Below are 21,836 nucleotides of genomic sequence, written 5' to 3'. Positions count from 1 at the left end.
CGACGTGGGCGAAAAATCACGACAGGCGATTCCGCCTTGAGGGATTTCCCCTTTTCACCGATGCTGCATCGTGCTGATGCGGGATGAGAGTCATGAGTTGCGGGTGTTGACAGAGTGTCAGCGGCCTTCTGATTCAGTGCTTGAACTCTTCGCACGTGGCTATCGATTTGATGGCCTGATTCGTTCGTGATCTGGATCTGCGATGTCCTACCGTACGTTCAAACGCCTGCTGGGTGAAACCAGTCTGGAACGAAAGTGTCGACTGCTGTTCGGCGGCGGGTTGCTGTTGCTGATCTCGGGCAGCTTTTACTTTTATTCCAAACAAACCCAGCAGATCATCTTCGATCAGAACGACGAAGTCGCGCGGATGCAGATGACGAACGCCATTATGGCGAAGCACTCGGAATACTTCCTGCGGAATTTTGACGAGAACCGCAAGAAGTCGTTCGCCGCGATGCTCAAGGACTTGAAGCCCGAGAGTCAAAAGAATCAAAGCTGGGCATTGCTCAAGCCGGATTCCAAGGATCACGCTCCCCGTCCCGTACAGAGACCGACTTCGCCGCAGGAATACACGAAGCTTCCCGCGGATGGAAAAGACCATGAAGCGATTCGCATCCTGGCCCCGAACAACAAAGCGGGCAAACGCGAATGGACGATGCGGCTGAAAGATCCGCCCGAGTATCGGTTTTACGCGCAGGTTCTGGCATTGGAGTCGTGTCTTGTCTGCCACCGACAGCACAATCGAGACGTGTTCGATCCCGATAAAGGCGATGCGCTTGAAGCGGGCGAAGCCGTGAAAGTCGGCGATGTGCTGGGGATTGTCAAAATCTCGTATCCCCTCGCCAAAATTAATCGTGATCTCAGTTGGAATAACGCCGTCTTGCTCGCGACCGCGATCCTGACCACGGCGATGGCCTGGATGGCCACCTATGTGATCGTGCGGTACGTGATCGTCAAACCGGTGCTGCACCTGAAAGAGGTGAGCGATTCGATTACCCGAGGCGACCTCGACCAGCGCGCTGACATTCGTACGGGCGATGAATTTGAGGAACTCAGCCAAGCCTTCAACCGCATGTTGCGTCACCTCACGACCGTGCAAGAAGACCTGCAGAAGCTGAATCGTGGATTCCAGCGAAACGTCGATGAACTGGCCCAGGCCAACTTGCGATTGTTTGAACTGAACAATCTCAAGAATGAATTCCTGGCAACGATGAGTCATGAGTTGCGCACGCCGCTCAATTCCATCCTGGGTTTCAGCGACGTGCTCCTGACGAATCCCGGCAATTTGACGGAGAAACAGCAACGGTACGTGGCCCACATTCGTTCGTCAGGTCGAACCCTAATGAGTCTGATTACCGACGTCCTGGATCTGGCAAAGATCGAGAGCGGTAAAATGGAGCTGCGACCTGTCGAAATGTCCGTGACCGATCTGGTCGAACGAGTCGTTGGCGCCATGATGCCGCTTGCCGAGCGGAAGAATATTGATCTCGGCTGGGACGTCGATCCAGACGTTCCCGTCGCTTTTCAAGATTTGGGCAAACTGCAGCAGATTTTGAATAACCTGCTTTCGAATGCGATCAAGTTCACGCCTGAAGGCGGACGAGTTCGTGTGCGGGCATCGCAGCGGCAGCACAATCTGGTCCTGGTCGTTGAAGACACCGGGATTGGAATTCCGCTGGAAGACCAGGAACGGATCTTTGAAAAGTTTCGACAAGGATCAACCACGGCCGGCGAACGTGATCCACTGACGCGCGAGTTTGAAGGGACAGGTCTCGGTCTGTCGATTACGCGTGAACTTTCCAAGCTGCTCGGCGGCGGCATCGGCCTGCAAAGCGAATTCGGAAAAGGGAGCCGTTTCACCATCGTTGTGCCGTTGCGGATCGTCGTCCCATTAGAGGCCGATCCGACAAAGCCGCGTCCGGTTTCTGAAGCAATCGACCTGGTTCTTGAGCGACCTTCGGCGGGAGGACGCGTTCGCCTTCCCAAGACTCTGGATGATCCCGGCCGATCATCGCTCGGTTAGCCGCCTGTTTGATAGCCGCCTGTTTGAGATCACGGGGACACGCTCCACGATGATTCAAGAACGTGACAACGCCGTGAAGCCCAGGGGGCAGTCCCTGCGATTTCAACAGGCTGCGAAGTCTCACCCGCGCGAGGCTTATTTGCCCCTTCCTGTGGACGGCGTCGGTTGAATCTGGAGACGAGATTTCCGATTCTTGCTTGGTCGAAAATCGTATTCGGAATACCTTCGATTCCATTTTCCTCGTCGCTCTGGCATTCTATAACGGTCTCAGACGGAATGCCTTGGTGCGTTTGCGAGTGGATGCTGCGAGCGTCACGGGGCCTGACGGAATGAAGTTCTCGACTGCGCTAGTTCAAGGTGGGAAGATGATCGTTCGATCAGCCGCGAAGTTGTGCCGAAGTTGTTCACGAAGCCGATCCGTTCTGACGGCGGTGTTGATCGTCCTGATGGCCCACCTGATCGAGGGGGCGACGGCCAAGGCGATTGACGTTTCAGACCCCAAATGGGGCTTCAACGGGAAGGTCGCTCCTCACCGCTTCAACATGTTGTCGGTCCTGGTCAACAATCCGACTCCGCAGACATTCACGGGCGAGATCATCCTGCGGAAATCGTTGGGGGGGGCCGGGTATGTTGACGCGACGATTGCGGAAACGGTCACGCTTTCGCCGAGTTCCTCGAAGTGGGTGCAGTTCTATCCGTACATCTCGAGTGACAATAGTTTCAACGGCTTGCTGAACGAGAGCTGGCAGCTCAGTTATCGCGGTGGAAGTTTCGATCTGCCGACACCGCGAATTGCCAAGTATCAGCGGATCATTCTGGATGACCCGAACAGCGTGATTGCGAGGGGCGGGGCACTCAAATTTCATTTGCCCGACAATTTGTTTCCGCCGTTTGCCACGGCGACGGATGCCCTGCAACTGGTCGTGCTGGATCATGTGCCACGCTGGGAGGAAGCCCGTCGTCAGGCCTTTCTGGATTGGCTGTACCTGGGGGGGACTGTCGTGTTGCTGCACGACGTGCGAGGCAAATTTCCGGAATTCACTGGTCCGATGAGTGTCTTGCAATCGCCGTTGGATGATCAGCTCTACGGAGCAGGGCGGGTGATCAAGATGCCGCGGAATCGTTCGCAGTTCAGCGACGACGATCTGCGACAGATCTGCGCGAATTTGCCGAAGAATATTCAGCCCTCGAACGCCGAAAAATCCGATGATGTCATCGATCGCGATGACGAATCAGAACAGGTACGTCAGGTTCAGAACTATGGCTACTCAGATTCGAACGATCCATTCAAGTCGGGAGTGTTTCTTTCGCAACTGAAGCAGATGACCAAGCCCGATCACAACTGGTTCCTGCTGCACGCGATGTTCTGGGCCTATATTGCTTTGGTGTTTCCCGGATGCTACCTGCTGGGCAAGCGATGGTCCGATTTCCGGATTGTCTACGCGGGACTTCTGGGAACGGTGGCGATCTTCAGTCTGCTGTTCTCGTATGTCGGACGCCGAGGCTATGGCGAGGCCAGTGCGATCCACACCGTCGCGATCGCGAAGCCGCTGGCGAACGGTCAGATGGATGTGTCGACCTGGTCCAACGTGTTTGTGACGAATGGTGCGGACTATGACATCCGCCACAATGCGTCCGGTGCGCTCTATTCGACGTGCAATGAACACGAGCAGGTCAAGGGAATCATCAACAATGGCGCCGAGGCGAATTTCAAAGTCGACATTCCCCCCTTTTCCAACCGCGAACTGGCAACACGATTGAAGATTCCGTTTGCGGGACCGCAGTTAACCATTGAAAAGTTGGTGGGAAACGACGGTCGTTTGAGTGAGCTCGAACTGGCGGTTTCGGGACTGGATGCGAAAGATGTCGAGAAGCAATACGCGCTGATCGACAACCAGTTCTACCAGTTGAAATGGAACGAAGGAAAGCTGCAGCTCGCGAATGAAATGGGCTCGGTGGAAGGGGTGTTGCGGATTCAAGAGAAACGCAATCACAGTTACGGGTACGGCAATGTGTACAACAACGGATACAGCCAAGAGAAGTCGACTCCGGGGCGTTATCTCGAGATGTTCGACTTTCTGCTGTCACGTAGCGAGAACATCAGTCGCGAACGCGAGGCCGAGAAATTTCGCTTGCCAGCGAATCTGATCAGCGTGTTCCTGTATGCCAAGCTACCGGTCGAAATGACCGTTCAAAATAACCTGTTGGGAAAACAGGAAGGCCGGACGCTGTACTGCATCACCCTTCCTGCGAATGCCGTAAAGCCCGCCGATGCGAAAATCTCGGACGACAAATCGCCTGGCGACAAGGTGCCAGAGTAATGGTCGTGATCCCTGCCGCAGGAACGCTCCGCGAGGAATCGGTCAAGCCGACCGCGCGAGAAGCCCCAGTCAATGTTCGATGAAGACAACGCTCGGTGTAACGCTCCTGTTTCACCTGTCTCGAATCACATCCTTTCAAGACGCTCGTACTCAACTTCAGAATCGATCCACGACTTCCCTCTCGAATCCTTTATTCCACTCGGAACGTCATTGATGAATACCTCGACGAACGGCAGCACCACCCGACCCGTAATTGAAGTGGACGACGTCGTCCATTCGTTTAAAGGGCGTCGGGCACTGGATCACGTCAGCTTTAAGGTCATGCCCCAATCCCTGCACGGATTTGTGGGGCCGAATGGTGCGGGCAAGACGACTTCATTAAAGATCATCTGTACGTTGCTACGACCGCAGTTTGGCGTGGTCAAAGTATTCGGCAACGATGTCGTCGATGAACAAAAGCAGGTGCGTCGCAAGATTGGCTTCATGCCCGATCACTTCAGCACCTATCGCCAGATGACCGTCTACGAGTACCTGGACTTCTTCGCCGCAGCCTACGGATTGGCGTTCGCGCAGCGAACCCGCGTGATCGATGAAGTCCTGGCACTGACCGATATGGACGGCCGGAAAAATGATCTGATCAGTGGACTGTCCCGTGGCATGCAGCAGCGAACGAGTCTGGCGCGGGTTCTCGTCAACGATCCCGATCTACTGCTGCTCGATGAACCCGCATCGGGACTTGATCCCCGGGCACGAATCGAACTTATGGATATCCTGAAAGCGCTTCGCTCGATGGGGAAAACGATCTTCATCAGTTCTCACATCCTGCCGGAACTCGCCGAACTGTGTGACGCCGTCACGATCATCGACAAGGGAAAGGTGATGTACAGCGGGACGATGAGTGGGCTGCAGGCGTCAACGAATGAGTATCCAACGTGGCGTGTGACGCTTGGTTCTGAAGTGGACGGGATTGTCGACCGAATCAAGGTACTGCATGGGGTTGTCGACGCGGATCAGGTCGAGGGTCGTCCAGATTATCGGGTGTCGTATGACTGGACTCAGACTGACATCAATACGTTGCTGCGGAACTTACTGGAACTGAACGTTCCGATTGTCGGTTTCACGGAAGACAAGCGGCATTTGAACGATGCCTTCATGGATTTGACCACCAAAGGCGTGAAGTGAGCGTCGGCGGCCACTTTGCCTGACATCGTCGATTCCAAAATCTGAACACTTTCGTTTCTCTACCGAGTCTCTTCATGTACTACGGTTTACTGGCGCTGTTGACGCGGGCCTTGCGAATGGATGCTCGGCAACTGCGGAACCACCTGTTCCGATTAGCATTTGTGGGGTTTATTTACCTCTGCCTGCTGACAGCCACATTCCAGAGCGCCATGCTCGGTGCACCCGGGTTGACGTTCTTCTCGCAGATCGCGTGGTTGAACGCGCTGTTTATCACCTGCGCCGGGATCGGTTTTTTCTCGTCTGCCATCACGGAAGAGAAAGAAGAAGACACCATTGGCCTGTTGCAGATGGCCGGGCTGAATCATCTAGGGATTCTGTTTGGAAAATCGACCAGCCGCCTGATTCAGGTCATGTTGCTGCTGGTCGTTCAGTTTCCATTCATGCTGCTTGCTGTGACGCTGGGGGGGGTGACGACACAGCAGATCATCGCCGCCTATGTCGACCTGATGGCTTACACAGTGCTTTTGGCGAATGTGGCTTTGGTGTCGTCCGTGGTCTTTCAGCGCGGAGGGGCCGCGGCGGCGTTTACGACTCTCTTGATGGTGCTCTATGGCGTCATCCCGAAAGTGGCCGCTGTCGAATTGAAAGACCTGCAAGTCACTGGCTGGACGAAATCGATCTGGTGGCAATCACTGGTTCTCACGCTGCTCGAATGGATCCAGGACTCGTGCGTCTACTACAAGCTTTCTGACGTCATGATGACGGGATTCAACGAACCGTTTCTGACGAAACAAGTGATTTCAAACGTGGGTGTCGGGGTCTTCTGCTTTGGCCTGGCCTGGCTGTTATTTGGACCGTACGTCAACTCGGCATCGCAAGGCAATGCGTCGCGCGGCGCGGTGCTGAAATCGACGACGCGAATGAAGTTTCTCAGCCCTGGCCGATGCTGGACGTATCCGTTTGTCTGGAAAGATTTCCAGTTCATCGGTGGTGGGTATCTGCTGCTTGTTGGCAAGTTTATGGCGTATATCTCTCTGTTTCTGGTGCTCATGGGGGTTGCTGAAATCCCGTCGAATAGCCTCGGGATCGGACCGTCTGATGTTCTGCCGGTCTACAGTGTGACCTTGCTGGCTTTTCTGGTTCTGGAATCGTGCGTCTACGCGTCGCGGATTTTCCATGACGAGATTCGTCTGCAAACGATGTCATCGCTGCTGATGCTGCCCCGTTCAATTCCGTACATTGGATACTCCAAAGCGATCGGCTGTGCGTTGGGGCTCGTTCCTGTGCTCACCTGTTTGGTGTTTGCGGTGAGCTGGCTGCCTCAAGCAACGACAGGTCGTTTCATCGCGAATGCCATTGATGCGCGGTTCTGGGCGATTGTCATGTCGTTCCTGATCTTCCTGCATTTGATCGCCTTGCTAAGCCTGTTCCTCAAGTGGGGGGCGCTGCCCGCCGCGATTTTTCTGATGGGCCCCGTTTCTGTCTGTTGCCCGGTCTGGCAGTTCTTTATGGTCATCGCCGATTCCAGTGGAGTGCGGAGTCTGTGGGGTGAGCTTCCCGCGACGATCTCGGTTTGGGTCCTGACCGGATTGGTCTGCTTTGTCTTTCAAATGATGATTGCCGCCCGACTCCAGGAACTGGGAACACGCCATTCCTAGGAACGTTTCGCGACGAAACCGGTCGTTTGAAGAATTGAACGCAAGGGCGCGAAGGAAATCCAAAGACGAGAGATAGTGACCATGTGTTCCTTTGCGTCTCCGCGCCCTTGCGCCTTTGTGCTTGATTCTTAAAGCCCTTGAGCCGGTGCGAGGGAATCAGCAGCACGAAGAATTGAACGCAAAGGCGCGAAGTCGCAAGGGCGCGAAGGAAATTCAAAGACGAGAGATAAGTGACCATGTGTTCCTTTGCGTCCCCGCGCCCTTGTGCCTTTGCGATTCATTCTTAAGGCAATTAAGCAAGCTCGTCGCGAACACCTGGTCGTGAGATATTGCCGACGGTCGCGACCCAATGCATGTCGTTCGTGACGACCACGTCCCGTTCATGATCAGCGTCTTCCATCGGTCCGATCTGGAAATTGCCTCACTTACCGATACGATAGCGGGTCACAGCGCGAACTCGAAGAATTGAAATCAGGTCATTCCAATCACGTCGAAGCAAAAGGTGACCTGAGGCACCACTTCGCCAGCACGTCAATCCCCGTCGAGGTTCCCAGATGTCTTTCGCCAACGAATTGCATCATCGCAGTGCCGCGAGCCGCCGCGATTTCCTCTGTCGCGCAGGTGGCGGATTCGGTGCCATTGCGTTGGCGGGAATGCTGGCGGGCGAACGGCAGCAAGGCCACGCGGCGGGAACTGACCCAAGCAAACCTCATTTCTGGGGGGCCGCACGGAACGTCATCTTCCTGTTCATGGACGGTGGGCCCAGTCATCTCGACACCTTCGATCCGAAGCCATTGGTGAACACCTTTGCCGGCCAGCCGCTTCCTCCGTCGATCAAGCGGGCGATTACGCCCATGGGGGTCAACGAGAATGGACTGCTCGCCTCGAAACGGACTTGGAAGCAGTACGGCCAAAGCGGGCTGCCGGTTTCCGACTGGTATCCATTTGTCGGGGAATGTGCCGATGACTTATGTGTGATCCGCTCGTGCACCTCTGATGCGCTCAATCACGTCGGCGGCGTCACCCAAATGAATACGGGCAGTATCCTGGCGGGACGGCCAAGCTTGGGAGCGTGGGTGAACTATGGACTGGGAACCGAGAATCGGAACCTGCCCGGATTCGTGGTCCTCCTCGATAGCGACCGCGAGCCGCCTGGCGGAAATCGTGCATGGGGATCGGGCTTTATGCCTGCGGTCCATCAGGGAACGAAATTCCTTCCAGGCCGTCATCCGATTCTGCACCTGAATCCACCCGCAGAAATCAGCGATGCTCGGCAGCGACGAAAGTTGGACTACATCAATCATTTGAATCGCGAGCACCTGACGAATCGTCCGGGTGATAGCGCCCTGGAGGCACGAATTGCCTCGTACGAACTGGCGTTTCGGATGCAGGCGCATGCTCCCGAGGCGGTGGATTTGACGCAAGAGACTCAAGCGACTCGGGCCGCTTACGGCTTGGACGAACCGCGTACGCAAGCGTTCGGGCAAAACTGCCTGCTGGCGCGTCGACTGGTGGAACGCGGTGTACGCTTCGTGCAGCTCTATTCCGGTTCCGGTAGCAAATGGGATGCGCATGCTCGAATCGAACAGAATCACACGGAACATTGCGGTGCGACCGATCGTCCAATCGCGGCCTTGCTCAACGATCTAAAGCAGCGTGGACTGCTCGAGGAAACACTCGTCGTCTGGGGCGGTGAGTTCGGTCGGACGCCGATGAGCGAAAAGGGGGATGGCCGTGATCACAATCCTTACGGTTTTACCATGTGGCTGGCGGGGGGCGGTGTGAACGGCGGACAGATCGTGGGGGCGACCGATGACTTTGGAATGCACGCTGTTGAACGTCCCACTCATGTGCACAGTCTGCACGCGACGATTCTGGCGGCACTCGGAATTCATCATACCGAACTCATCTTTCCGCTTCAGGGCCGCCCCGAACGGGCCACGGTGAATGAAGGCGAGATCGTGACCGAGGTCTTTCGGCCGTCGTGATTGCTTCGCCGAAATCATCGCGCAATGTGGCTCGCCGTCGGAAAAGTCACCCCAATCCACGCGTTGAGTTTCAGTGGATTGCTTCACGCAATAGGTTCTAAGCCTACCTGAAACAATCCGCTGGATTCGCGACTCATCACGCCCGATAACTGAGATGCCCGCGTCACTCGATTTCGATTGGCATGGGTTCTGAATCACGAGTGATGACGCACGTCGATCAACTTCGCCGGGGAAATCTTTCCCAGCGGCTCGATCGGTTCCGCAACACGGCAACCATGACTTTCCACCAAGAGTAAAATTGCGGGAAAGCGGTCGAGGTCAGTGACAGTACGATGGACATTCGAAAGAGGCAGCGAACTGTATGATTTGACGGGCCAGTCATTCTTGATTCTCAGTCGCCGTCGTTGAGCCACCCCCTCGGTTCTGCGACGGCGATTTGCTTCTTTGGCTCGCGAGAACGCTCAATCGCATCGATCGCTGGAGCGTTTTCGTTCCACGTCCGAACGAGCTTGAATCAGGATTTCGCTGATCGAATGGGAAGTTTGGAATGCTTCGGAAAAAAGAACTCACGTTGCAGGATTGTCTCTCGCAATCGTGTCGTCTCTTGAGTCCGCAGTCATCTACAGCAGATCTTCACAAGTTCCTGATCCGCGATTCGCTCAAGCTTCATGATGAATTGCCTGTGATTAGTGCAGTCGGTCCTTGACAATGGTCCTGTGCCGTTCAGAAATCCACGTAGCAGGCCCTTATTTACTGCGTGTTTCGCGCAGTTTTGAATTAATGACAAACCGTCATCATTGCTGGCACGCCAGTTGCTAATTGCTCTTTCGTCGCACGGTTCGCTGATGAATTGCAATACGCCGGCTCAACGTGGTTGCACCGAATTCACAGCGTTGACGCTTTTCGAATCCGCTCTCGAAAACGGCGGCATCCCAGCTGTTTTACTGATTGCCCCAACGCAAGTCTGAGGATTTGATTTCTCTTTCTTTCGTAAGGTGCTTGGCCTTTGGCGGACTTGAATCACTTGACGTGGCCAGAGTTTTCGATGGAGCAGTCCGCTCAAGGCGGACCTATGTGAGGAAACAGTCGATGATCGCCGCATCCCCTCGTCACATTTCGGCCACCGGCGAAAATCGAGAACTTGAGTTCCTGTTGCTGGGGGATTTGCGCGAGATACTCGAACAGCCGGTCGGGCCACAGACCTCATGTTGGCTCTTAGCGATCCTCGACATGCTACTGGTGGGCCGCCCCCACGCACGCCAATCGGTCTTCCTCCCGGTCGAGCACGCTCACGAGCGTTACCGAGCCACCGGATTGGAGACAGGGTCACTGATTGACAAGCTGCGTCGTCTCCGCGACCGGGTCGCGCATCGCGCCAGTCATGCCGGGTTGGCCAACGAAATCCGCGAAGAACTCCGCGAAGTCATGATGGACCGCATGAGCTCCGCCGGTTGCCTTTACGATGCCTGACCCGCTACCGCGCTGCTCGCATTACGAGGCTTCGTTTCACCGCGCCTCGGAGAGACGCGCGTCTTCAGTCGACTCTCACAAATCGATCTGATGTGAGAAGGAAAATCGGTAAGAAGTGAACGCAAATGCGCCAAGCCGCGGGTGAAAGGGGGGTTAGGTCCGCCGTTCTTTCTTTGCGTCCTTGCGCCACAGGGCCTTTGCGTTTCCTTCTCTCCTGAACGTCTTTCGCTCGGACGGCATGCCGGGTTGGACGTCACTGGTCGAATCGTGCAAACTGATTCGGTAAGAAGTGAACGCTAGAGCGGTTCAGCATTAATCGTAGCGGTATCCGCACTCCTTGAAATAACCTCGGCATTCGTGCTCAGAGAAGAAATCGAGGATTTTCCCGCAGTGTTTCGTCAGTTTCTCCGTCGTTCGTTCGGCACCGTCTCTGAGCAGCTTTTTGAGTTTTGAAAACGCGAGTTCAATGGGGTTCAGGTCTGGCGAATACGGCGGTAAGTAGCGAACTTCGGCGCCAACAGCCTGGATGGCTTTACGGATGCCGGCCACCTTGTGGCTGGACAGATTGTCCATCACGACAATGTCGCCGGGTGCCAGTGTCGGAGCTAAGTGCTGCTCGATCCAGGCTCGAAAGATGTCTCAGTTGATCGCCCTTCGACAGTCAGAGGAGCCACGAACCCCGCCGCTCGTAAAGCCCCTAAGAACGTCGTCGTCTGCAAGCGGCCACAAGGGGGCTTTTCGATCAGACGCGTTCCGATGATCGAACAGCCGTATCGACGCCTCATGTTTGTCTTGGCGTAGGTTTCGTCGATGAATACCACGCGATTCGGATCGATCGTTGGCTGTGTGGCGTGCCATTGAACTCGTTGCTCAACGATATCGGACCGATCCTGTTCGGAGGCGATCAGAGTCCTTTTTTTTTCGACTTCGTTCCAATGCATGACAAGCATTGCAGATTGTTTGCAATGAGACGACGACATTGCGTTCCGCCTTCAAAGCGGCTTGCCGTTCACGCAAGTATGCGTCAGGCCGCTCGTCAATCTTTGCCAGAAGCCAGTCTGCCCAATTCGCTTGCGATTGCGAGTACTTTTTTCCGCCACTTCGCCGGTCTCGCGACGCTGCTGCTTGACTCGACGTACCTACGACTCTGATACGTCAAATCGCAACGCAACAGGTTGAGTTCCTTCATTCGCATCACATGCCGTCAGAGCCGCGCCGCGAAATTCCTTAGAATAGGACATCCGCCACCCCCTTGGTGGACCCAGACTACCAAGGCTACGCATAATTTCCGAGCATTCAGTCGGCCGAGTCTGTTCGGTTCTAATGCTGTGATGATTCATGAAGACACAAGTCGGACAGCTCACTTCACTCAAGAATCGCCAACGTTCGGTCGTGATTCAACGTGATTCACCTAGAGTTGACTTCAATGATGCGCCAGGGTATCAAATGCATGCTGTGTTTGCAAATTCATACTCCGTGTAGACTCATGGCTAAACTCAATGGTGTGCCGATGTTTTGTGTCTCGCTGCCTCTGTGTTGTCGAACTGCGATAACGAACGGCAACGCAGCAAGGCACTGCTTTTAGGTGAGTCCGCATGCGTTCACGAACGCGACTTATCTTTCGCACGCTGGCGTCAGTGTGCGTCGATGCATCTTTCCAAATCAATGGCTTTGCGTCAGATGTCGATGCTAAGCAGAGGCGAGGAAAGCAGACAAGGGTTCGTGCATTCGGAGTGGGCTTGATTCAAGGGCTCGATGAGTTGTCATCTGCGCTTATTCGGAGATGGGTATGAGGCGCTGTGGTGTCGACTAGCGACTTTCATTCGCACAAAAAAGCTACGAATTGATTCAGCTAAAGCGGGTTCTAGTGGTGGCGTGTGATCAAGCTCAATGAAGTCTAGGATGTCGATCGACTCTTGCGAGTTCAGCATACTGAATCCGAATAAGCATTTTTGACGGCGGGAGTCTGCGTCAAGGCGCGGATGCGTGTCGCTCCTTCGCGTCTTGTAGCGTCGGGCTGGTCGCTCAGTCTTTGCCAACCGGATCTATTGGAGTTGCTTTTTTCGACTGAATACAATTTTGCGATTCTACCTAGCCTGGACTTTGGGAGCTCATCTTGCTTGGACAGAGAGTACAAAGTGGAGCGCTGTGCGGCGTTTCTGTGTTGCGCAATCGGTATGAGACGATCGCTGTGGTTGCGCTTCTAGCAATTCAGGCAGGGTTACTGGGGTATTCGGCAACATGTCATAGCCCAACCTATCTAGAACCCGCTTTCTTAGCGAGTGGGATTAGTCATTGGTGTCTAGGGAGCTTTGAAGCCTATCGCGTGAATCCTCCTCTCGTCAGGATGCTTGCCGCCTTGCCGGTAATCTTTGTCGGTCACAAGCCTGACTGGTCGCATTTTCATCATAGTCCTGGCTCAAGAGCTGAATTCGCTCTTGGTGATGATTTCATTCTGGCGAACGGACCGTTATCAATTCAGCTCATCTACTATGCTCGATGGGCTTGTATTCCATTTAGTCTCATCGGATCGATCTGCGCCTACCGTTGGGCAAGAGAGCTGTACGGTGTCGCCGCGGGATTCGTTGCATTGAATCTTTATGTCTTCGAGCCAAATATATTGGCTCACGGGGAGCTCATTACTCCTGATTCTGCTTGTACCGCATTTGGTATCGTGGCGGGCTACACGTTCTGGCGTTGGCTGAAATCCCCAAATTGGAAATCTGCTACAGTCGCAGGCATCTCTTTGGGTGTTGCAGAGCTGACGAAGCTAAGTTGGTTGTTCCTTTTTGGTTTATGGCCACTTCTCTGGTGCTCATGGCGTCTGCTCGATCCAAAGAGGGGGCGAGCTTGCAGAAGCGAAACAATCCAACCTCTTTGGTCACCGGCTACTTGCGATTCGAGTCTCGCACGCACAATCGGCAACACTCAATCTGCGAGCACTGAGTCTGGCGTCCACAAGCCCGCGCCATCCGCGCTACAGCTCACTGCGATTCTTCTTATTGCAATATATATCATCAACGTCTGTTACGCGTTTGGCGGGACAGGTACGTTACTCAAAAATTTTACCTTTGTGAGCCGTTCGCTGGCGGGTCATCCGCCGGGGACCGCAGGAAATCGCTTCCGCGATCACTGGATCGGGCTTCTTCCCGTTCCGTTCCCGCAACAGTATCTTCTTGGATTCGACACTCAGAAGAAAGATTTCGAATGCTTTCACGAAAGATCCTACCTCCGTGGCGAATGGAAACATGGTGGTTGGTGGTATTACTATCTCTATGGTCTTTTGGTGAAAGTGCCCTGCGGCATTTGGGGTTTATTTGTGCTCGTGACAGTGCTTCGATTGCTGTCGAGCAGTCGGCCGGTGTCAGTTCGCGATGAATTACTGTTGCTCGCCCCTGCGATTGTCCTGCTGTTTGTTGTCAGTTCGCAGACAGAGTTTAATATACATCTCCGATATGTATTTCCCGCACTCGGCTTGCTCCTGATCTTCATCGCGCAGTCCGGGTCTCTATTGATGGCGTCGCCCGTCAAGATGACTACGCTCTTCGTCTTGTTGCTTTTTTCTGTATATAGCACCATGAGCGTTTACCCGAATCATCTCGCTTATTTTAACGACTTTGTCGGGGGCACTGAACGCGGACACCGCCATCTACTTGGTAGCAGCTTAGATTGGGGTCAAGGCCTCCACGAGGCGATCGACTGGATCAACGCGAATGAGCCCAGTAGCAACATCGAATTGGCAATGTGGCAAACATCCGTCGCAACAATTCTGCTGCGGCGAACGCCAGAAACACAGCCTCTAGCGACACCAGGAACTTATTTAATTCTCTACAGTGCCGACTACTACTCAAAGGGATCGCATGAGACAAACGGGCGGCTAAAGCAGCAGTCGCAGGAGGTTGTTATGCGTTTCAGGACAGGCAATGTTCTTACGCGCTCAAGGAGATCGAAGGGCCCGACCTAGTGTCAGTCGTCGGTACAAAGTTTAATGTAAAACTCAAGCGGCGCACTTGTTTGTAGCCTGATGTTTGAGCTTAGTCATTTAGATGGAATGCACAGTGATGTCGACATCCACTCTCCGCGCGCTGCATCCGCGAGCGAAAATATGGCACGCGGTCCTTGTCGGTGCGGCCAGTTCAGTCATTCTTTTAGGGCTTTGGGATTTCTGGCCGAAGCACAACGTTAACCGCGCAGTAGATGTCACGCCGTTTCTTGGAAGGAAGCCGAAGGTTTTATCGCTCGAGCCTCAGCTCGTACCAGTACTGATCCCTGAAAAGGAAATTCGAGAAGTTGCGCAGAAAGTTGTCTCCGCAGCGTCAACTCAAACGCAATCCACGTCTGCGTTACTGCATGCAACACGCCTCTCAACGATGGTTGGGCCTGGCGTTAGGGAGTGGATGGAACGGGATGAGGCCGGACGTATTATTCGCCTGAATGTTGGCGCGGAAGTTTTCAAGGATAGCTGGCGAGGCTTTGAGGTGCGTCAGACATCGAGTGGAGATCGAACCGAACATCGCGATCAATTCCTCGCCGCGATCGCGCAGATGGGTGTATCGCTATCATGCGCAATCGGCCCCGAGAGAGAAGACGGCAGGGCGTTTGCTGTTAGTGATCTGTTGCAAACATCGCTCGCGGAGTTTCATCTTAAGCAATCAGAATTGTCTTGGACGGCGACTGCATACGCGCTGTATCTTCCTCCTCAACTGTATTGGAGCAATCGCTACCAGGAACGATTTGATTTCGATGACTTGACTCGCGCGCTTATTGACAAGCCTTTGAAGAGCGAATCGTGTAGTGGCATACACTTAATGCTCGCGCTGACCACAATCATGCATGTGGACCGTCAGTCCGCGATTCTCCGCGACGATACGAGGTCTATTCTCGAGAAGTATCTGCGTATGCGTGTTGCCGAGGCGGTTGAATCACAGTTGCCGGATGGCTCCTGGCCAGCATTCTGGGCGAAGTCCGGCTTTGAGAATGCTGGTCCACGGCTTGCCACTCCCGCTCCAACATTCTTGCAAAGGCTGACCATAGGAGGCCATTTACTGGAATGGCTGCAGATGCTGCCCCGTGATCAACAGCCTCCTGAATCTACCATTAAAAGCGGTTTGCTTTGGATTACTCCCCAGATACTTTCGATGCCTGAGCGAGATCTTGTTCCCGGTATTTGCCCATGTACGCACGCGTTGCTGGCGGTTAACGGATCGCTTCGTCTCACTTCCAATCGATAGGCAGGTGCCTTTCGGCGACGAATGTCGATTCGTGTTGTTGAAGAGGAGGAAGATATGAGTCTTGGAAAAGTGTTTTGTGCTCTGGCGTTGATCGCATCGACTGCTGCGTCCGCGACGCTGACGCAGTCGCAGCTTCCGGGGCGGGGCGTGACCCAGAGTGAGGCGGAGAGCTTGAAAGGAGGCGACTGCACAAATGCAGTCTCTTCAAAATGCGGTAGAATGTCCGAGTGTGAAGGGCTCGCAAATTGTGTCGGCTCGATCGGAACGGGCAAGAATGATCCTACCTGTTCCGCATGCATCACCGACTTGTGTGATCTTCATGCCGAGCCCGGGAAATGCGCGCAATAACTGATTGCGGATCGATTTGACTTTACGCTATTCGAAGTTAAGTCGCGGGTCTCCTCCTCGATATCGTCGGGGTGGAGGCTTTTTGGCTCAGCGCTTGAAAGGTGGTTCGTGGTTCACGGATGGACTCAACAAGGGCCGAGATGCAGCTCGGCGGCGCTATTGAGTTTCGTTTTGGGCTAGTTTTCACGTCAGGTCGGAATGCAGGGGCTCAAAGTGCGTAGTGTTGGCGTCAGGGGGCGGCGATAGTGCCTACTGGCGAGATCTCAATTGATCTCTGCGGTCGAGATTCGCGATCAGCGCCACCCGTGCACGAGTACAACAAGCAAGTCGCGCAAGCGAGGTATGATAATGTATCGGCCGTGTGCCATTGTTGTTATTGTCGTTGTGGCCTTTCTTACGCTGACGGGCTCGAAGGGGGCCTGTTCTCATTCAGCAGATGAACCGGCAAGCCGCAAGGCGCATGCCGAATCGCTTCGCATGCGCTGTGGACCTCGCGCTGCTTGGGCCTTCGGCTTGTGTTGTGGCGTTTCCTTGGGGCATGATGCCACGATGGCCCTTTTTGAAAAACAGCCTGATGCGGTGTCGTTGCGTGAGCTTGTCGAATTTCTGAATTCAAAGGGAATCAGTTGTGAGGCTCGATGTTTAAGCCCGAGTGATCTCACGAAAGAAAACTGTCCATCAATTGCGCTGTTGGCTCCGGCGACTGTTACAGATCACTTTGGCCATTTCGTCGTTGTTGTTGCGAGCGACGAGGACGGCGTAACAGTCATAGAGCCGCAGGTGGGCAGGAAAGAAAGATGGACATGGCGTTTTTTTTCGGACCACTGGACTGGGCATTGCATATTAAGGTCGCCAAGAGTGGTTCCCGAGCGTCGCGTGCTTTGTCTGTGTATTCTGACGAACATTATTGGCCTGGCATACATTTGTTTCCGTCGTTAGCCCGAAGGGGGCCATTGATGCGATTCTTAATCACATTTGCCTTGATCGCGGGAGCTGCAAGCGGTGTTTTCCCTTCGAACGGAAGTGCGCGGCCTCCAGAGCTTAGGGGTGCATCCAGGGACGCAATCAATGCGGCCTGGCTGATGGCGTCACTGTCTGATGGTCTCGGCAGGGATCAACCTCACTCTGCGCTCCCTGTGCAGGGGGGAGGGGATTCCACCTTTGGGGAGGTCAGGCGACTCTGCCATTCAATGGGGCTAAGCACGGTGCTTCGAACGCTTACGTTTTCAGAGCTATGCTCATTGCACCAGCCATCAGTTGTTCTGCTGAGAGATGGCTTTCAGTCGACTGGGTATTTCGCTGTTGTCTTGTATGCACGGCCCGATCAAGTGACGGTGGTTACAGCTGGTTGGATGACTGTAGGGGTGTTTACAGAAGATGAATTCAGGCTTCGTTGGTCCGGCCATGCGCTCGTATCAGAGCCGTATGCTTACGATTCCGCTCTTATTTCTGGCTTATGCATTGCATTCGGGATTGTTTGTTCGTTTGGGTTTTTGTCTCGCTGTAAAAAGAAGGCTGCCACTGTGTTGAATTCGGAACGGATGACAGGGGACGCAGTCTGCTGTGGGGAGTGAAACGAGTTGGCGCAGATCTTTGGGTTTCCTGCGTCATGAAACTGCTTTCGGAACGAGTCGTGAGTGAATGCATCGTGCTATAGAGAGTCGCCGTGTCTAAGCCAATGCATCTGGAAATGCGTCTTTCAGAAGTAGGGTGTGTGTTTTTTTACGCTGAGACTCACTTGTCGTGAAAGCCCTTCATTTCGGTGCAGTCTTGAGTCTGGTAGCTAGCGATTGTAGCTAGCCGCTGTTGAGAAATTCATACAAAATATAGAAATAGGTCAGAGGTGTATTATGTTGAATAGTGTCGCGTTTGTGGTGTTTCTTACCACTGTGTGGCACCAGGCAGAAGTGGCGCCAGCCTCTGGTGTGGTCCCTGAAGGGGCCGCTCAAATGATTGAAAAACATGCTAAGGCTCTTGATGGGTTGGAACTCATAATTGCTACGGAGCGTGTGTCTATGGCTGAGACCTCGAATCTTCCGGTTGAGTTGCAAATTTTGAATAGTCCGTCGTTTCTTGAACCAGAATCATACTTGGTGCGTATTGATGGGCGGCGTTTTTTTCAAAGGCTCACTCAAGGGTCGAGTGGAGTGATTGCGGGAGAAGCGACATTCAACGGTAAGATTCTCTTTTCAGGACGTCCCCCTGCGTCGGGCGTGGAGTCGTTGTTGACGATTGACACAGTTGACCGAAGCTTGGGTGAGGCGAAGCGGAAGGCCACATCCAGGAATCATTTCTTTTGGACATACTTTGAAGAAGCCGGATATCATCTACCGGCATCTCCTCGTGAAATCGGCGAGCCCACATCGTCCTTGGTCCTGCACCTTGCAAAGCAGGGCCGAGTCATTTCCTGGAGCACCGATTCGGAACCAGGAGGGTTGCATGATGTGACGATTGAGGCTCCGGATCCATGGTCGAGGCGCAAAATGACGCCCGATCAAATCACGGCTGCAGTAGCGCATTTGAGAACGAGTAAGAGCAGGGAGAGACAGTCACTGCTCCTTCAGCGTCTGTCAGAAAGATCTGAGCTGAACCCGACGCGGCTTTATCGCTTTTCCCTGGATCCTGCAATTGGCTTCGCGGTAAGAAGTAAATGGGAGATGACCCTAAATCGCGAGCTGCTATTCCATTCCTCGTGCGAGGACTTTGTTAAACTTCCAGATCGAGATTTATGGATTCCGAAGGTGATTCAAACCCTTGTTCATGCAAGCGACTTACATCCGACGTACATCGCTCAAAGCCCAATTCAGCGAATCACTAACTCAGTCGAGAAGGTTACGCCAAAATCATTCGGGGATTCCGACTTCGAGCTATGGTACGATGCGCCCGGAGGTTCCGTGTTTGACTACACTGCGAAAGATGCGACCGCGGATACGCCAGTTACTTACAATGTACCAGCAAAAACGTCCGACTTGGCCAGGGCGGCAGCGGTTTCCGGCCTTGGTTTCACTCCGACCCGTTTGCTAATTGCTCTGAACGTGGTCTTTGCGATCTCGATTGCAGTTTGGCTATGGCGCAATCCACGCGGCGCGAAATGACCATTTCTTCCAACGCTGGACGGGCCAAGGGGCGAAGACTCTGAGAGAGCGCACGCAATATTCACGTCGGCAAATAATAGCCGAAGTGAATATTGATGCACGGTCATTGAAGTTGCTTGCGCCGTTGGTAGGGGTTGTAAGCTCGCATGTCGAGGCAGGAGAGGGGAGGGACGATGGTTTGCGGGAGATTTCGTGGGAGCTTCCGAACAGCAGTTCTCGCGTTGTTCGGGTTGCTCTGCGGTCGATACCCGGCAGTGTCAGGCTACGGTGCAGAATTTCCGAAGACGGTTTCGGGGGTGAAGCGGGAGTTGTTGGAATCGCACGAAAAGCGTCACGCGTTGTATGTCGAGTATCGGTTTGCAAGGTCTACAATGATTCCAGTGACGACATCCCGCTATGTTCGTCGCGTCATTGCGGCTGACAGGCAAGGCCACTTTTATCTTGATAATGGCCATGAACACGACTCAATGGAGTGGGAAGATGATCCATATCGGAAAATCGCATTTGTGGGCCCCAACGGTACGCAAGTTTTGAGGCCGTTGGATCGGGTTGTCGACAGGTATCCCGCGCCGGTGTCGCCTAGTTTTCTTCACAGTCTACCTGGCGAATTAATGCTCGTGTTGGGTTGGTGGCCATTTCTAGATGTGGCAGAGCACGAAATGTACGGCCATAAGCGTTCAATTGAAGAGGTCGCGGCCGATGCTGATTACGCTCTCCGAGACGAGCAGGAAGTTATTGGTGGTCGCAACTGTGATGTGATCGAAATCCCGCATGTCGATGTGCTTTGGGTGGATTCGGATCATGGAGGTCTTGTTCGACGTCGCGAACTCTATGATGTACCTACCGGCGCTCTGGCATTGACTGTTGAGTTCGATGAGTATCGCGACGTTCGCGATGGTGCCCAGATACCAATGTCGATACGCACGATCGCATTTGATTACACCGCGCAATCGCCAGAGGGGCGGCTTCGGCACCTCAATCATCTTCATTTTAAAATCGACAGTGTCCGAGCAAATGACGATGCCAGTATTCTGGCGTTGGCGGACATCACCCTTCCGGGAGTTATCCAAAGAATTAACGACGATCAATATTCCCTCGTTACAGAGGGCGAGCAGTGTCATGCTCAATCGCTTAAGGAATGGGCTAGGCGGCTTATTCGCTCATCCCAAGGCCGTTCTGACGTTGCGTCGTGGTCACGCTTGGGGACGCCGATTGCCTTCTTTCTCGGAGGGCTAATTGCAGGGACTCTCGGATGGTTTTTCCGGCGTATTGCTTGTCGCGTGTTGAGTTGAGTTCAAGGGGCTCCCAAGGGGACTCCTTGTTTTCATGGTCGCGAATTCGCCTCCTCCACGTAGATGCAATTGCAACGCGATTTTGAGCCGAGCATCAGGCACTTTTGGGGGGGGCGACGGCGTGGCGGCAATCCAGTGGATGCCGTTGATATCCGCACCAGCTGATTGTTCGTTCGATCCTTCAGCGATGCTTGTTGCGACGCAGTTTTTCGACCGCCTGTCGATGCCAGCCTTTTTCGACGAGTTCAATGAGGTGTGATTTGCTTGATGCCACGCTGATTCATTGCCCCGCGAAGCCCGTCGGAGTCTGCCACCTGGTCACCCAGAGGTCGCTCGGATTGTTCTTCGGAGACCAAGATATCAATCAACGTTTCGATAGTTTTGTCTACAAAAATTTGCGAGGAGCTGTTATGCACTGAGATCGAGTGTCATCCTTGCTCCGAAAACCGCAAGAACATTAGTTCCCTTTTTGTCTTGCTGATTTCAAGCCTTTCGCCTCACCTTTCCTCCAAGTCCAACAGTGAGTGTGATCTCATGCGCGGCGTTCAATCCACAAGATCCGCCAATTCGCTTATCCTCTTTCTGCTCTTTTTCGTCTCTGGCGCCGCCGGGCTATCGTATGAAGTGCTTTGGTTCAAAATGTTTTCTCACGTCTGGGGTAGCTCGACGTTTGCGCTCGCGTCCGTAGTGTCCGCGTTCCTATTGGGCTTAGGGCTTGGCGCTAGTGCGGGGCAACTTGTGAGTTCCCGAATTCACAATCATTTGCTGTGGTATGGCTTCTGCGAGCTCGGTATTGGCATTCTTGCATTACTACTCCCGCTTGAGATTACGTTTTGTCAGTGGGCGCTGAAACAGTACCAGTGAAGGGCGCTTGAAACGGTACCAGTTGAGACAAAGGGGCTTTTGTTTTGCAGTAGTGGTTTCTTTTCGTAGAAACCCACCACTGGAAAGACGATGGCTTATCAACTGAGTATGGACAAGTCCTTTTCGATTAAGGCTTTGCACGACAACGGACTCTCCGAGCGTGCAATCTGTGAGTCGCTGGGTGTATCTCGAGGCGCAGTTCGGCGTCATTTGGCCGAAAATTCGTCAAACGATACCAAAGCGCCCACCGGCAAAGCGCCCACCGGGTCGGAGGCTCCAAACAGTACCAAAGCGCCCACCGGGTCGGCTGAGCCTGAGAACAGTGCGGTGGTTCGAGTTTCCCGCAGTTGTTGCGAACGTTTTC

Annotated in this window: 11 protein-coding genes and 1 pseudogene; 11 read left to right on the top strand and 1 reads right to left on the bottom strand. The window is 53.9% G+C overall.

Annotated elements, in window-relative coordinates; all coding sequences use genetic code 11:
• Positions 1-202: 202 nt before the first annotated feature.
• From OSO_RS0112585 to OSO_RS0112530, 6 genes are all read left to right on the top strand, one after another.
• Positions 203-2,023 (top strand): sensor histidine kinase, encoded by a 1,821-nt coding sequence (locus OSO_RS0112585; RefSeq protein WP_010583666.1) that lies wholly within the window; start codon positions 203-205, stop codon positions 2,021-2,023.
• A 284-nt stretch (positions 2,024-2,307) separates the two neighbouring features.
• A complete protein-coding gene (locus OSO_RS0112575) occupies positions 2,308-4,344 on the top strand; it encodes a hypothetical protein (RefSeq protein ID WP_157605165.1) in 2,037 nt (678 codons plus the stop codon).
• Between the two features lie 213 nt (positions 4,345-4,557).
• On the top strand, positions 4,558-5,526 hold the full coding sequence (locus OSO_RS0112565) for an ABC transporter ATP-binding protein (protein ID WP_157605164.1): 969 nt from the start codon (positions 4,558-4,560) through the stop codon (positions 5,524-5,526).
• Between the two features lie 74 nt (positions 5,527-5,600).
• Positions 5,601-7,184, top strand: a complete 1,584-nt coding sequence (locus OSO_RS0112560; RefSeq protein WP_010583663.1) for an ABC transporter permease — start codon at positions 5,601-5,603, stop codon at positions 7,182-7,184.
• Positions 7,185-7,738: 554 nt separating this feature from the next.
• Positions 7,739-9,172: a DUF1501 domain-containing protein gene (locus OSO_RS0112550; RefSeq protein ID WP_010583662.1), complete on the top strand. Its 1,434-nt coding sequence runs from the start codon at positions 7,739-7,741 to the stop codon at positions 9,170-9,172.
• A gap of 1,089 nt (positions 9,173-10,261) precedes the next feature.
• Positions 10,262-10,642: a hypothetical protein gene (locus OSO_RS0112530; protein WP_010583660.1), complete on the top strand. Its 381-nt coding sequence runs from the start codon at positions 10,262-10,264 to the stop codon at positions 10,640-10,642.
• 312 nt (positions 10,643-10,954) lie between these two features.
• Here the strand turns inward: OSO_RS0112530 and OSO_RS52595 are convergent.
• Positions 10,955-11,427 (bottom strand): annotated as a pseudogene (locus OSO_RS52595) (IS630 family transposase).
• 1,541 nt (positions 11,428-12,968) lie between these two features.
• On the opposite strand from OSO_RS52595, the gene OSO_RS0112510 reads away from it, so the two are divergent.
• The 5 genes from OSO_RS0112510 to OSO_RS50785 all read left to right on the top strand — a co-directional run bounded on the left by OSO_RS0112510 (position 12,969) and on the right by OSO_RS50785 (position 20,608).
• Positions 12,969-14,606, top strand: a complete 1,638-nt coding sequence (locus tag OSO_RS0112510) for an ArnT family glycosyltransferase (protein ID WP_237729277.1) — start codon at positions 12,969-12,971, stop codon at positions 14,604-14,606.
• A gap of 97 nt (positions 14,607-14,703) precedes the next feature.
• Positions 14,704-15,873 carry a hypothetical protein gene (locus tag OSO_RS0112505; protein WP_010583656.1) on the top strand — a complete coding sequence of 390 codons (1,170 nt, stop codon included), beginning with the start codon at positions 14,704-14,706 and terminating at the stop codon, positions 15,871-15,873.
• Between the two features lie 690 nt (positions 15,874-16,563).
• Positions 16,564-17,160, top strand: coding sequence for a cysteine peptidase family C39 domain-containing protein (locus OSO_RS52590; protein ID WP_083842854.1), 597 nt, complete (start codon positions 16,564-16,566; stop codon positions 17,158-17,160).
• Positions 17,161-18,170: 1,010 nt separating this feature from the next.
• On the top strand, positions 18,171-19,316 hold the full coding sequence (locus tag OSO_RS0112490; RefSeq protein WP_157605162.1) for a hypothetical protein: 1,146 nt from the start codon (positions 18,171-18,173) through the stop codon (positions 19,314-19,316).
• A gap of 254 nt (positions 19,317-19,570) precedes the next feature.
• On the top strand, positions 19,571-20,608 hold the full coding sequence (locus OSO_RS50785) for a LolA-like protein (RefSeq protein ID WP_157605161.1): 1,038 nt from the start codon (positions 19,571-19,573) through the stop codon (positions 20,606-20,608).
• Positions 20,609-21,836: the final 1,228 nt, after the last annotated feature.

Origin of the sequence: Schlesneria paludicola DSM 18645 (assembly GCF_000255655.1) — a bacterium.
GTDB lineage: Bacteria > Planctomycetota > Planctomycetia > Planctomycetales > Planctomycetaceae > Schlesneria > Schlesneria paludicola.
The sequence above is the reverse complement of the archived record's forward strand: the minus strand, read 5'-3'. Positions and strand labels throughout refer to the sequence as shown.

What these genes read in the sequence shown, in the direction of transcription:
- OSO_RS0112585 (WP_010583666.1), top strand. Translation starts at nt 203, where the DNA reads ATGTCCTACCGTACGTTCAAACGCCTGCTGGGTGAAACCAGTCTGGAA.
- OSO_RS0112565 (WP_157605164.1), top strand. Translation starts at nt 4,558, where the DNA reads ATGAATACCTCGACGAACGGCAGCACCACCCGACCCGTAATTGAAGTG.
- OSO_RS0112560 (WP_010583663.1), top strand. Translation starts at nt 5,601, where the DNA reads ATGTACTACGGTTTACTGGCGCTGTTGACGCGGGCCTTGCGAATGGAT.
- OSO_RS0112550 (WP_010583662.1), top strand. Translation starts at nt 7,739, where the DNA reads ATGTCTTTCGCCAACGAATTGCATCATCGCAGTGCCGCGAGCCGCCGC.
- OSO_RS0112530 (WP_010583660.1), top strand. Translation starts at nt 10,262, where the DNA reads ATGATCGCCGCATCCCCTCGTCACATTTCGGCCACCGGCGAAAATCGA.
- OSO_RS0112505 (WP_010583656.1), top strand. Translation starts at nt 14,704, where the DNA reads ATGTCGACATCCACTCTCCGCGCGCTGCATCCGCGAGCGAAAATATGG.
- OSO_RS52590 (WP_083842854.1), top strand. Translation starts at nt 16,564, where the DNA reads ATGATAATGTATCGGCCGTGTGCCATTGTTGTTATTGTCGTTGTGGCC.
- OSO_RS0112490 (WP_157605162.1), top strand. Translation starts at nt 18,171, where the DNA reads ATGATTGAAAAACATGCTAAGGCTCTTGATGGGTTGGAACTCATAATT.